Raw genomic sequence first — 12,425 nt, forward strand, 5'->3', positions numbered from 1 at the left:
ATCTGGATTGAACTTCAAGCACTCAAGGCATGAGGCGGAACGAATGTTACGGGGTGACCGCTTATGCGCGCGAGCTTGCGAACTTCCACCAGCCCCAGCAGATAGGAGACGACGGATTCACCACCTCTGTTCTCGTTGACCCGTGTGCGGTGCAGCCCATCTCGGCAGCTGCCTGTGTCGAGATCGACAAGCGGCAGCGACAGATCGTTGCTGCCCAAGAACCAGGCAAATGCGCGTGCTGCATCGTTTTTCCATTCGCTGTCGTGGTCAGCGCGCCACGCCGCCAGGCAGGCAGAGATGGTGGCCGCGGCTTCGACGGGCTGTTGATCAAAACTCTTCGGCGGCATTCGCCGGTCGAGGAAACCGTCCGTTCCGACTGCCCTGAAATGGCCGAGAGGCCCAGTCTGCAAGATCATGAGCCAGCGCAAGGCCTTCAGCCCGGCAGCGACATAGGCCGGGGTTTCACTGGCAAGCCCGCTCAAGATCAGCGCCTGAGGTAGGCGCGCATTGTCATAGGAGAGACTTTCCTCAAACCAGACCCAGTCCTCGGTCTCCACGCGATCGAGCAGATCGATGAGACGGTCTGCAAAAAACAGTCGCATGTGTCTGGCGAAGAGGTCTTCCCCGCGTATCGCGCAATAGCCGTCCAGCCCGAGCAGCGTGAAGGCCCAGGCCCGCGGCGAAAGAAAGCCTTCCGCGGTCGGCAGGGCTTCGGCAAACAGGCCGGCCGCCCATCGTCTCCGGGAGGGATTGATATCGCTGCGGGCGCACTCTCCCAGAGCCCATAGTGTTCGGCCATGGCTGTCTTCGGAACCTCTGTCTTCGAGCCAGCGACGATCGAAACTCATGAAATTGCGAAAATGCTTTTCGTCGGGATTCCATGCGTGCTGCACGAAAGACGCAAAGCGCGTCGTCAATGGCTCCGGCAGGAGCTTCTCGCCCGGTGTGTTGAGAGCGACCGCCAGAAGCAAAGCGCGCGCATTGTCGTCGACACAATAACCGTGCGAACGGTCGGGCACCGAGTGGACGGCATGCTGGAACAGCCCGGTGTCGTCACACATCGACAGAAGATAGGCCAGTTGCGGCTCGGGAGAAGCAGGAGGCTCTCGCACCGAGGCAAAACCACTCGAAACGAGTGCGTTGATGTGGGATCTGCGCTGGGTGGTGGCGTCCCCCAACAGCGAGAGATACCGCTCCGCCGTTCTTTGCCATGTCATCGACCGGCTACTCGCATAGGCCCGCACGCGCATGGCATTTCGCCGGGCACTGTCGGTGAGCAAAGTCGCGATCTCACTGCCAATTGTCTCCGCATCACTAAAGGGAACGAGGATCCCGCGTCCATCCGCCAGAAGTTCGCGCGCATGCCAATAGGGTGTCGAGACGACCGCTTTCCCCAGACCAAAACTGTAGGCCAGAGTACCGGACGTCATTTGGGCCTCGTTCAGATAAGGCGTGGCGTAGACGTCGCACATGGAAATGAAGTCCAGGAGCGTTGCCTGGTCGACGAACTGATCGAGGAATACCACGTGGTTCTCAATTCCGAGATCCAATGCGCGGGCAATTAGGCTTTCACGGTATGCTTCCCCCTCGTCGCGGACGAGATTGGGATGGGTTGCGCCCAGCACCACGTAGACGGCGTCGGGCCGGCTCTTCAGGATCAGCGGCATGGCATCGATCATGATCTCAATGCCTTTGTTAGGCGACAGCAGCCCGAACGTCAGGATGACGGACCGGCTCTCGAATCCGAGCTTCATCTTTGCCAGGTCGGGCTCGCAGAAGGCAATGTCCGGAATCCCATGAGCGATCACTTCGATTTTGTCGTTGGGAACACCGTACACCTCGCGCAACAGCGCCCGGCCCTTTTCCGCCATCACCACGATTTTGGCAGATGTGTCGATGATCTCTGTGAGGACGCGGCGTTGAGCCGGACTGGGCTGCCCTAGCACAGTGTGCAGCGTGGTCACGATCGGCATCTCCAGCCGCGAAAGCAGCGCGAGGATATGGCTTCCGGCCTCGCCGCCAAAAATTCCGAACTCATGCTGAAGGCAGACGACGTCGAACCGAGCGGCATTCAGAGCTTCCGCCGCACGGACATAATCCTGCGGATTTTCGTCGGGGATCTGAAGCCAGACGCTGGCGGGATAGTCATAGGCGTGACCATGATCCGTCATCGCGACGATCGCGGTCTCCACACCGGCAAGTGATTTTGAAATGGCCTGCTGCAGGTCGATCGTGAAGGTTGCGATCCCGCAGCGGCGGGGCAATGAATTGCCGATGAAGGCAATATTCTTGAGATGGGTATTCTTGAAGCTGGTCATAGGTGACCCTCCGTGGAGCGGAGCGACACGCTGGCGGGTTTTCTTGATGAGATGCCCACCTGCGGTGAATCGCGGATCGCAAAATCAGGTTTACGATCATCGAGATCGCGCAGCAGTCCGGGCTGAGGTGCGCTGTCGGCATAGGCTAGCAGAACCGTCAGTCCACTGGGCCCGACATTGATGACGGCTCGATCCGCTTCGGCAAAGAATGCATCTCCAACACCGGCACGCAGCGAACCCATGGTTGCGTCACCCGCTGTGACCAGGGCCCAGGTCTCCCGCTGCGCCTGCAATTCCCAATTTGCGTTTGGCGGAAGATCGATCCTTTCCAGGACGAAAAAATCGCAGGATACAAGTTTCATCCGTTCGACGGTAAGATACGTGGGGATCTTATCTGGTTTCGCCGGCCCCAGATCAACCACGGCCACCGCCTGGTCTATGTGAAGCTCGCGCGACCGCCCGTAGTCGAAGAGGCGGAATGTCGTATCGCTTCTCTGCTGGATTTCGGCCATAACGAGACCGGGGCCAATGGCGTGGATGGTTCCGGCGGGAATGAAAAACACATCGCCAGCGGCCACTGTCTGCCATTTGACAAGGTCGGCAATCGATCCGTCCGCAATCGCGCCTCGCAACTCCGGCCGGGTCAGCGTCCGCTTCAACCCTATGGCGACCTGGGCGCTGTCTTCCGCCGACAGCACATACCATGCCTCGGTCTTGCCGTTGGCCATCCCCATAGAATGCGCAAAGGCGTCCTGAGGGTGAACCTGAATCGACAATCTCTGCTTTGTGAAGAGCAATTTGAAAAGCAAGGCCGGATCAGGGGTCTGGGTCTCCGGGCGATCAAACCTGAGTTCGCCAATTGGGGTTTCGGTGTTGCCGCACCGGCTCCAAGGTCTGAGATCGTGGCTGCCCCACGGTTTGGAAGATGTTCGCACGTCGGCGTGCTCGAATGTCATGGAGGCCTCCTGGATCTTACCGCTAAGATCGGGATGACCTGAGATCGGAGTAGCCTTTCCTAGAAGCGGCGGCGCCTCAAGGCTTTAACAGAAATATTTCCGCGCCTGAGATGGGTGACGTACACGAAATTTCCCAATTTATTATATTGATGATTTGAGATATATCGCGCTATCGCATGCTTAGTTCACCCCTCAGCTGTATATGTGCCTAATTCAGAATATTACAAGTTCTAATGGTCCCATCAGCCCTAGGGCCAATTTAACCTGGATCGGCGTCACTTCCGATAAGTCGCAAAAGCCTGGCGGTCTTTGCGGGCCTGAAACGCAAATCTCTCGTTTCATAGAGGGTGGCAAAGCCGCAACCTCCCAATTCAATTTGTAATTGAGTGTTCTTTTACGACATGTATCAGTGAAAGCAGTTCGCCTCGCGGGCACTGCCTTTGAGGGCGAAAACCCTCGCCCAACAGAGGACGATATGTCCAGGGTTCCGAAACAGAAACAGGACAAGGGAGACATCATGCGCGCTGCAGGGCGTCGCAAAGAGTTCAAAAACGTTGCGCCGCGCGGCTGCTGCCGTGACCCTGGGCCCTCGCTCAGTTTAGAGCGCCACTATAGTCGAAGGTGATCAGGATGCCTTGCGACGATGTGTCGTAAACACTGTCGATCTTGATGCCTTGAGCCTGAAGTTCCAACACGCGATTCTGAAATTCAAGGGATTTCAATTGCTGGCCGGCCTGCAGAATGGCGCCGTCAAATCTGATATCGAGCCGGTCGCCGGCCGTATGGAATGCCCCGGCTCCGCCGTCTCTGGTGAGTTCGACACCGTTTCTCATGATCTTTATCGTTCCGATATGAAGTTTCCCCAGAGCGGCGTGCTTGCCGATGATGGAATCAATGACGTCATCCGCCAGAAGCGATAGCAAAGCGTTCTTTGCCTTTTGCTGTATTTCCCACCGCTCCGCTTTTGCCCGGTCGGATGCTTTTTGCAATTCAAGCTCTCTTTGAACCCGAGCTTCTCTGACCGTCGCCGCAATGCGCGCTCTCAAATTCGTCGAGATGTTTTCGGCTGGTTTGATGGGGAGGCCCGTGACAGGCGATTCAGCCGCGTGTGAACCTTCAGAAATATGTTTCAAAACCGGGCCCTCCAGTGCGGTGGATTTCATGATTGCTTGTTCTTGTCAGAGGAAATCTTGAACTCCGGAGCAGCAAATCGCGCTTCCACAAGCGTCGCCTCCTGCGTCGCTGAGGCACCCAGCTTGAGAAAGAGCCGTTCGGCCTCCGTGTCACTCAATCGGTATTCCCCGGCGAAGTCGTAGACGGCTGCTCGGGGTCCGTTCAAAGGTGGCTGCGCGGCTTCGAACTTGATCATAGCGTATTTTCCTCATGGCCCGAAACGGGTTGTGGATTGAAATGTCGGTGGAGAGAGGGATGCGGAAGCCGTCATTTGAGATCACGTCCCGTCAGCGTGTAAGTGGATCGACGATTGCGCTCGTCGACCCTGAACGCCGCCTTCTGATTTTTCGTGCGAGACCTGTCGAACGCATTGAGGTAATCCGCTTCCGCATCTCCACTATTCGCCTTTTGCGTTTCACGTCGTCGTGACTCCGGCTTTGGCGGGAAATTGAAGGATCGTATATCTATCAGAAATGAGTGGTTCGAGATCGGCAGCACCAGACTTTTGCGTCGCGTATTTCCACCACCCCCGGTTAGCTAGCGCTTCTAAGCAACAGGCTTTCTATCGGGAACGACTGTTAGCTTGGTGACGAATGAGTGGCAGGATACGTGCTCGGTTGGACTAGCTCACACAAACGCAGGCTAGTCCAACGCAAAATACTGAACAATAGGCCCACCGCGAGCCATTGCCGATCTACATCGACGACATCTGATCCAGGAGTTTCTGTGACAGTTTGCTGATTGCGACCTCTGCTTCCTAGTGTCCAGCCGACGCTTTGGGCGCGTTTTGCGAGCCCCCCGGGGCCGACGCCAGATTGCCGCGGCCGCCCGCGCGATATTGTTCGGCGTCAATCCCTTGGCCAAATCGAGAAAGTCCTGTAGAGCTTCCTGGCAGACGACATCCCTGTCGCGATAAGGTCCGACCCGCCGAGGCCCGTTCGATATCAACATATGGCCCTCATCTCACGCTGCGGCTCCATCCTGGGCGAAGGGGTAGCGGTCAACGCTTCATGGCGGACGAACTCGCAGAACGCCCTCGTCACGATCATCCACTGATTGCCGAATAGGGTGTGGCGTCGGTCAGAAACGGCCTTACACGTGCTGTGCGCTGAATTCTCTCCTCCAGTTCGACGACGTACTCGCTGCCGCGATACATCATACCGGTCGATGCTGATCCTGGTTCATCACCTTGATGAATTCGCGATCAGCATCGAGATACCCCATATTTTGCGTTTGAGACCTCAGCGGAAATTCTGACCGGTGAGACTGATGAAATGACTCAATTCCCCCACCTCCAGCAGGCGTTTCATGCCGCGCAGCTTTGCGTCTGCCAGACCAGATGGGCTTTTCGCTTCTAGTCATATCTGCGTTCGAAGAGGGTCACAGGAAGTCTCCGATTTCGGCTTCGAGATCGGTGTCCGAGTTCTTGTCAACGTTTACGGCGTAGTGGTTCTGATCGCCCTGAACAGGCGCTTGAATTGTTCGGGATAGCGGTGAACGAGAACCAATAACCCATCATGCGTTGGCTCCGCCAGCTACAAGCGTTTGAAGGCATGGGGCGGAATAAGACATCATCGCTTAGATCCTTTCGGAATCGCGCCGGACAGCGAACAGCAAGGCTGATCGACCGACATCTTCTTTGGTTCGGAGTGTGGCGTAAGGGCATGGGCTTGAGGTGCGCGGCAACCCAGGTCACAAATTTCAGTGTCGTCTCATAGGGCATGAAGGGCTCCGATCGGTCGGAGCCTGTGTCATATACTCTTTTGCGAGCTTCCCGAAGGAAGAAGGTTACATCATACCGCCCATACCACCCATGTCATGCATACCACCGCCGGCAGCATCCTTCTTGGGAAGGTCAGCAATCATGGCTTCGGTCGTCACCAGGAGGCCGGCAACGGAAGCCGCATTCTGCAAGGCGGTGCGCACAACCTTTACCGGATCGACAATACCCATGGCGATCATGTCGCCATATTCAGACGTCTGGGCGTTGTAGCCGAAATTGTCGGTATTGCTATCCACGATCTTGCCCACCACGATCGAACCTTCGTCACCGGCGTTTTCGGCAATCTGGCGAACCAGCGACTGAAGCGCCTTGCGGATGATGCTGATTCCGGCATTCTGATCCTGGTTCTCGCCCTTGATGTCCAGAAGGATAGAGGCGCGCAGCAGGGCTGTGCCTCCGCCCGGAACGATGCCTTCTTCAACAGCCGCCCGTGTGGAGTTGAGCGCGTCGTCGATGCGGTCCTTCCTTTCCTTGACTTCGATTTCCGTCGAGCCGCCGACGCGGATCACGGCAACGCCGCCGGCGAGCTTGGCAAGACGTTCCTGCAGCTTCTCCCGGTCGTAGTCGGACGTGGTTTCCTCGATCAGAGCCTTGATCTGGTCGATGCGGCCGTCAATATCCGCCTTGGTGCCGGCACCATCAATGACGGTAGTATTCTCCTTGGTGATAGAAGCCTTTTTGGCGCGGCCGAGCATCTCGAGCGTGACGTTTTCGAGCTTGATGCCGAGGTCTTCGGAGATGACAGTGCCGCCGGTCAGGATCGCCAGATCCTCCAGCATGGCCTTGCGGCGGTCGCCGAAGCCTGGAGCCTTGACGGCGGCGATCTTGAGGCCGCCACGCAGCTTGTTGACGACGAGCGTCGCAAGAGCTTCGCCCTCGACGTCTTCAGCGATGATCAGCAGCGGCTTGCCACTCTGAACGACTGCTTCCAGGATAGGAAGCATGGCCTGCAGGTTGGAGAGCTTCTTTTCGTGCAGCAGCACATAGGCATCCTCTAGCTCAGCCACCATCTTTTCGGCATTGGTGACAAAATAGGGGCTAAGATAACCACGATCGAACTGCATGCCTTCGACGACTTCGAGCTCGGTTTCGGCGGTCTTGGCTTCTTCGACGGTAATCACGCCCTCATTGCCGACCTTCTGCATCGCGTCGGCGATATACTGGCCTATTTCCTTCTCGCCATTGGCGGAGATGGTGCCGACCTGGGCAATCTCTTCCGATGTGTTGATCTTCTTGGCCTTGGCCAGCAGGTCTTTGACGACCGCGGTAACGGCGAGATCGATGCCGCGCTTCAGGTCCATCGGGTTCATGCCGGCTGCAACGGCTTTGCCGCCTTCGCGAACGATCGCTTGGGCGAGAACGGTGGCTGTGGTGGTACCGTCGCCGGCGACGTCATTGGTCTTCGAAGCGACTTCGCGGACCATCTGGGCGCCCATGTTTTCGAACTTGTCGTCCAGTTCGATTTCCTTGGCGACAGCGACGCCGTCCTTGGTAATGCGCGGTGCGCCGAAGGACTTGTCGATCACGACGTTGCGGCCCTTCGGACCGAGCGTGACCTTCACTGCATCGGCAAGAATATCGACGCCCCGCAGCAGCTTCTCGCGTGCATCGCGGCCGAATTTGATCTGTTTCGCAGACATGGAAAAACTCCCGGGCCATGGGCCACATGGTATTCGTCAAAAGGAAATAAGGAAGCGGCCGAAGATCAGGCGAGGACGCCCATGACGTCTGCTTCCTTCATGATCAGCAGGTCATCGCCGTCGATCTTGACTTCGGTGCCGGACCACTTGCCGAACAGGATGCGATCGCCCGCCTTGACATCGATGGGAACGATCTTGCCGCTCTCGTCGCGCGCGCCGGTGCCGACGGCGACGATCTCGCCTTCCTGCGGCTTCTCTTTGGCGGTGTCGGGAATGATGATCCCGCCCTTGGTCTTGGCTTCAGCCTCGATACGGCGCACGACGACGCGGTCGTGCAACGGCCGGAAAATGGTATTAATCATTTTGGGGTTCCTCAACGGGGTCGCGGCCGAATGGCCAATCCCGATAACTCACCTTAGCAGTCTTGCGTTGAGAGTGCCAGCGGGATTCGTATCAGGCCGGTATTTGTCGAGCCCATTGAGTTGCAGCTCGGTCGAGACTGTGCGCGCGGTAGCTAGTTCGTCTTTCGTCAAGCACCTGATATAGCTGCTGAGTATGGCGCTCGGAGATCATCTTCTGAGTTTGGAAATTTTTGGAGGGCTTTTATGGGTTGGAAAACGCCAAAGTTCGAGTATGTGAATGGTTATAGGATCGTCGAAGTCGACGGCCCCGCCTTCATAGTTTACGACGGCGACCGTCAGGTGGGAGAGCATTTCCCTTACTCTGGCGAAGCCGCTGCTTTCGCAAACTCGTTGCAAAAGCGAGATCATCAGCGCGACTAGGCAGGAAACTTTCGAAATCAGAAGCTGTCAACGAATGGGAAGCAAAATTTGAACAACTCCCATCTTCACTCCAGGTTAGAATTGCTTGGTTGGTCCGATTTCTTCGCGGATCAAGTACAGCCGACCGAAGCGGACCTCGTGCCCAGGCGCGTCGCTTCGGTTCACCGCGCACGCATCGAGGCGATCGACGTCACAGGCCCGGTCAAGCTGGAGCTTCCAGCCAATGCCAATACGGCTGACTTCGCGGTGGGCGATTAGGTGCTTGCCGATCACCGGTCCGACATGCTTGTCACCCGTCTCGACCGAAAAACTGTGTTTCAGCGACGCCCGGAGGGTGGACGTGGCCAGCAACTTATTGCTGCCAATATCGATACTTTGTTGATCGTGACATCATGCAACGCCGATTTCAATACTGAGCGGCTAGAACGTTATCTGATCATGGCCAACCAAGCAGGCAGCAATGCGGTGATCGTCTTGACGAAGGCTGACACCGCAGACGACATTGGCATATTTCAGGCCCAAGCCGAGGCCTTGCAGCGCGACCTACCTGTCGTTGCGCTGAACGGGCGCTCTGCCGATGCAAGCTCTTGTTTGAGGCCCTGGTGCGGCGTTGGCCAAACGGTCGCGCTGGTGGGATCCTCCGGAGTTGGAAAGTCGACGCTGGTGAACACACTGACCGGACTTCGATCTAGCTCAGCGCAGAAAACCGGACCTGTCCGCGAATATGACGCGCAGGGCCGACACACCACCACCGCACGATCGCTTCATGCCATTCCCGGTGGCGGTTGGGTTATAGATACGCCGGGAATAAGAACACTTCACGTCAGCGATGTCACCGACGGGATCGATATGCTTTTTTCCGACATCACGGAACTGGCACCGCTTTGCAGATTTCGGGATTGTACCCACGCGCATGAACCGGACTGCTTGGTTCAGGCAGCTGTCAAAAGCGGCACCTTGGCTGCCGACCGTCTCGAACGCTGGCGAAGCCTGCTTGCTGAAAACCGCGATAGAACACCGGTCATCAGCGGACCACGTGGCAACAAAATCGTTCGCAAGAAAAAATATTGAAGGGCCTGCACGCCTTGAAGGGAATAGAACTCCTGGGGATTACCTACTAACGTGCTATAGCCCAGACATTGCCTTCAGATTTCGTATGGCACTCGTATGTCCGGCATTTCGCGAGGGAAATCCTTCGTGTTTCGGGTGATCAGCAACATCGAGTGAACATTAGCCGTTGCCCAGATGATGGCATCAGGAAGTTTGATGCGATGGAGTTGTCGCAGAGATACTGCTCGTTCGGCTATGGCGTTATCGACAGCGATGACCGCAAAGCCAGCCAGGAAAGCGCGCGTTCCGATCGCCACCTCAGGCTTGGCACCGACGAGAACCTCCATCCAGGTGATAATGCTAATCGACTTTTCGCGATATCTTCTCAGTTCGTCTCGCGCCTGCGGAACTGCGTTGAGATAGTCGATCAACACATTGGTGTCAAACAGAGACTTTACCATTCGCTGCGCATGTTTTCTTGATACATCAAACCATCGATCTTTCGATCGCCCCAGAGCCCGAACGCTTCTGCTTCAATATCGGCATTGTTCCTGGCCAGAAACTCATTGATCGCATTTCGGATCAGCGCTGCTCTCGACATTTTTTCTCGCTGTGCCAGCCGGTCCAGCGCTTTGATTTCTGGGTCGCCGATATCTACCAACGTTCTCATGAGCTAAGGTCCGATATATGATATCGGCTATATATATCATGGCTGATCAGTATCTTCAATGGCCCACGAGGCATTAGCTCATTAGCAAGCCGCGAGCCTGGAGTTTATCCGTTGCTGAGGCTCAAATGTCTCGTCGCCTATCATAGGTCCGGCAGCGGGATCGCCGGTTGGATATCAACCCTGCGCGATCGCATGCCGTCGCTTTCCGAGCATCGAACTTCATTTTTCAATACAGCTTAGCGACTACGGCTACCCAGCTCGGACCCAGTGCTGTCTCCTTGGATCGCAACTGCAGTTTGGGTGAAGCCGGCAATTGTCTCAGACGTAGCGTATGCGCGTAGCCTGGAAACTCTCTTGCGAGCCATGAGGACGCGCAGGACACGAATTGCTGTTTCGGTAACGGCATATGCAGCGATATATGGCGTTCCTTTGATCACCAGTTCGCGAGTCCCCGCTCGTCGATCACGACAACGGCCGAAGGATTATCTGCCTCGATAGGTGAATATGGCGTCGCGATCCGACGGCGCAAACGCAGACCATGTAAACTTCACGATTTGAGAGCACCCGCTTTGACGCACGCCGTCGCCCGGCGCTGCGCGAAGTGTGCCTCGACATCAACATCTGAAACGTCCGGTCGAGTGACGCTTCGAGCACCTTCGTGCGAAACCAAGCATCGTGAGCCTCGCTTCCCGAAAAAAGCTCAAGAGGCAGCGCACCTTCATTAGCAGTCCGGGTGAGTAGGATGCGGACCGCGTTCGATACCGTCAGGCCCATCCTCTCAAAGACGGCGGAAGCACGATCCCGAACTTCGGCATCAATGCGTGTTTGGACAAGTGCGTGTGCCGCCATGGCTATCTCCAAAAGTGATAGCAAGGCAAAGAGGAACCGGTTTTAGCACCTTCGAACGCGGCCTAAGCCCCGTCCCCAGCTAGCTGGGCGATCTCTGCGTTGAATCAAGGCCCTGCCGAAGTAGCAGGGAGCCAGACCCGAGCTGATACCTGATGGCCTGATGACAGTGCCAGGCTGCCGACAATTGCGACCATGGCAATCAGGATGACGATGATGGGAAAGGCGAGGCCGGACGGCTTATCTTCATGGTAGATCATTGATTGCTCCTGCGGCCCGGCGACGCATAGGACGCCGCCGGGAAACGCGTGTTAGGCCTCGATGATGTAGACAATCGTGAGAGCATCGGGATCGACGATGACGATCCTGCCATCCGCAAGGATGAAGAAGCGGTAGCCTTCATACTGCGGAACGATCTTCACGATGCGCGTCGGCAGCCGTTCCAGCCGGACCTTCTTCGGGATCGTCGTACCGACGGAGACGGTGAAGTCGACTTCCTTCACGGGCGCAACATGAACCTCCTTCACTACCGTTCGAATCTCGGTCTGCTGCTCGACCGAGATGTTGACGTTGGTCTTGGTGTTAGTCTTGTTGTTCGTCGTGCTGTTGTTGTTGGTTTCGGACGAACTTTTGTTTGTGGTCGTCGTATTTTGATCGGTGGACTGCTTGGACGCATCGCCGCTTTCCGTAGCGCTCTTCGTGCCTGTGGTGGCCGAGCCGCTGTTATCTGTGGTGCCGGACTTGGCGGCGGGTTTCGGTTCTGTCGTGGTGCCACCGCTGACGTCCTTCGATGCAGGCTTGGTTTCTGTCGAAGTCTTGCCGGACGCACCGCTCGTCGCGCCATCGGTCGAAGGCTGCTCTGCACTCTTTTTCATGTCCGAGCCCTGGCCGGATTTCTGCTGCGATGACTGGCCCTTGCCTGGGCAGGCTCCCGAAGCGTCGGGGGTGCAGGCGGCGCCAGTTTTGGCAGAGCCCGCCTGCGAGCCGGCGTCAGCGCCGGACTGGGCCTGCCCACTGCTCTTTGTGTCCTGCTGGGCCGCCGCCGGCAATGTTGCAAGTGGGGATACGCTCAGTGACAGTGCTGCCACGAGCATGGCGAGCTCGTTGCTTTTCATGATCGATCTCCGAGGTTTAGGCATACGACGCCCTCGCATCTATGCGGTGCGAGCATGCCCTCATGGTTGGAAGAGGCGGCTGGAGCCGCCCG

10 protein-coding genes and 3 pseudogenes are annotated in these 12,425 nt (G+C 56.9%); 1 reads left to right on the forward strand and 12 read right to left on the reverse strand.

The genetic code is table 11. From position 1 onward, the window contains the following. Window positions 1–14: 14 nt before the first annotated feature. The 6 genes from FFM81_RS26560 to groES all read right to left on the reverse strand — a co-directional run bounded on the left by FFM81_RS26560 (window position 15) and on the right by groES (window position 8,232). Window positions 15–2,318, reverse strand: coding sequence for a glycosyltransferase family 4 protein (locus FFM81_RS26560; protein WP_138386553.1), 2,304 nt, complete (start codon window positions 2,316–2,318; stop codon window positions 15–17). Continuing rightward, window positions 2,315–3,274 (reverse strand): class I mannose-6-phosphate isomerase, encoded by a 960-nt coding sequence (locus FFM81_RS26565; protein WP_138386554.1) that lies wholly within the window; start codon window positions 3,272–3,274, stop codon window positions 2,315–2,317. Before FFM81_RS26565 ends, FFM81_RS26560 begins: the two co-directional genes overlap by 4 nt. 593 nt (window positions 3,275–3,867) lie before the next feature. Continuing rightward, window positions 3,868–4,437 carry a hypothetical protein gene (locus tag FFM81_RS26570; RefSeq protein WP_138386555.1) on the reverse strand — a complete coding sequence of 190 codons (570 nt, stop codon included), beginning with the start codon at window positions 4,435–4,437 and terminating at the stop codon, window positions 3,868–3,870. After that, on the reverse strand, window positions 4,434–4,643 hold the full coding sequence (locus FFM81_RS26575; RefSeq protein ID WP_138386556.1) for a hypothetical protein: 210 nt from the start codon (window positions 4,641–4,643) through the stop codon (window positions 4,434–4,436). Before FFM81_RS26575 ends, FFM81_RS26570 begins: the two co-directional genes overlap by 4 nt. A 1,592-nt stretch (window positions 4,644–6,235) precedes the next feature. Continuing rightward, on the reverse strand, window positions 6,236–7,870 hold the full coding sequence (groL, locus tag FFM81_RS26580) for a chaperonin GroEL (protein WP_138386557.1): 1,635 nt from the start codon (window positions 7,868–7,870) through the stop codon (window positions 6,236–6,238). A 65-nt stretch (window positions 7,871–7,935) separates the two neighbouring features. Then, complete coding sequence (gene groES, locus FFM81_RS26585) at window positions 7,936–8,232, reverse strand: co-chaperone GroES (RefSeq protein ID WP_138386558.1); 297 nt, start codon at window positions 8,230–8,232, stop codon at window positions 7,936–7,938. Between the two features lie 444 nt (window positions 8,233–8,676). Between groES and rsgA the strand changes: the two are divergent. Then, window positions 8,677–9,723: pseudogene (gene rsgA / locus FFM81_RS26590) on the forward strand (ribosome small subunit-dependent GTPase A). Window positions 9,724–9,797: 74 nt separating this feature from the next. Here the strand turns inward: rsgA and FFM81_RS26595 are convergent. From FFM81_RS26595 to FFM81_RS26615, 6 genes and pseudogenes are all read right to left on the reverse strand, one after another. Then, window positions 9,798–10,163: a type II toxin-antitoxin system VapC family toxin gene (locus FFM81_RS26595; RefSeq protein ID WP_138386559.1), complete on the reverse strand. Its 366-nt coding sequence runs from the start codon at window positions 10,161–10,163 to the stop codon at window positions 9,798–9,800. Beyond that, window positions 10,157–10,372 carry a ribbon-helix-helix domain-containing protein gene (locus FFM81_RS26600; protein ID WP_138386560.1) on the reverse strand — a complete coding sequence of 72 codons (216 nt, stop codon included), beginning with the start codon at window positions 10,370–10,372 and terminating at the stop codon, window positions 10,157–10,159. The genes FFM81_RS26595 and FFM81_RS26600 overlap by 7 nt, the downstream gene beginning before the upstream one ends. Window positions 10,373–10,608: 236 nt before the next feature. Further along, window positions 10,609–10,923 (reverse strand): annotated as a pseudogene (locus tag FFM81_RS33355) (hypothetical protein). Then, window positions 10,920–11,221, reverse strand: a pseudogene (locus FFM81_RS26605) (type II toxin-antitoxin system RelB/DinJ family antitoxin). The pseudogenes FFM81_RS33355 and FFM81_RS26605 overlap by 4 nt, the downstream one beginning before the upstream one ends. 104 nt (window positions 11,222–11,325) lie before the next feature. Beyond that, complete coding sequence (locus FFM81_RS26610) at window positions 11,326–11,478, reverse strand: hypothetical protein (RefSeq protein ID WP_173883856.1); 153 nt, start codon at window positions 11,476–11,478, stop codon at window positions 11,326–11,328. A gap of 51 nt (window positions 11,479–11,529) precedes the next feature. Next, window positions 11,530–12,333 (reverse strand): DUF1236 domain-containing protein, encoded by an 804-nt coding sequence (locus FFM81_RS26615; protein ID WP_138386561.1) that lies wholly within the window; start codon window positions 12,331–12,333, stop codon window positions 11,530–11,532. Between the last annotated feature and the right edge of the window lie 92 nt (window positions 12,334–12,425).

Origin of the sequence: Rhizobium hidalgonense (assembly GCF_005862185.2) — a bacterium.
In the GTDB taxonomy this organism is placed as follows: Bacteria; Pseudomonadota; Alphaproteobacteria; order Rhizobiales; family Rhizobiaceae; genus Rhizobium; species Rhizobium hidalgonense.

Excerpts from the sequence above, each read along its gene's own strand:
- groES (WP_138386558.1), bottom strand. The coding sequence starts at position 8,232 with ATGATTAATACCATTTTCCGGCCGTTGCACGACCGCGTCGTCGTGCGC.
- FFM81_RS26575 (WP_138386556.1), bottom strand. The coding sequence starts at position 4,643 with ATGATCAAGTTCGAAGCCGCGCAGCCACCTTTGAACGGACCCCGAGCA.
- FFM81_RS26615 (WP_138386561.1), bottom strand. The coding sequence starts at position 12,333 with ATGAAAAGCAACGAGCTCGCCATGCTCGTGGCAGCACTGTCACTGAGC.
- FFM81_RS26610 (WP_173883856.1), bottom strand. The coding sequence starts at position 11,478 with ATGATCTACCATGAAGATAAGCCGTCCGGCCTCGCCTTTCCCATCATC.
- FFM81_RS26570 (WP_138386555.1), bottom strand. The coding sequence starts at position 4,437 with ATGAAATCCACCGCACTGGAGGGCCCGGTTTTGAAACATATTTCTGAA.
- groL (WP_138386557.1), bottom strand. The coding sequence starts at position 7,870 with ATGTCTGCGAAACAGATCAAATTCGGCCGCGATGCACGCGAGAAGCTG.
- FFM81_RS26600 (WP_138386560.1), bottom strand. The coding sequence starts at position 10,372 with ATGAGAACGTTGGTAGATATCGGCGACCCAGAAATCAAAGCGCTGGAC.
- FFM81_RS26595 (WP_138386559.1), bottom strand. The coding sequence starts at position 10,163 with ATGGTAAAGTCTCTGTTTGACACCAATGTGTTGATCGACTATCTCAAC.
- FFM81_RS26560 (WP_138386553.1), bottom strand. The coding sequence starts at position 2,318 with ATGACCAGCTTCAAGAATACCCATCTCAAGAATATTGCCTTCATCGGC.
- FFM81_RS26565 (WP_138386554.1), bottom strand. The coding sequence starts at position 3,274 with ATGACATTCGAGCACGCCGACGTGCGAACATCTTCCAAACCGTGGGGC.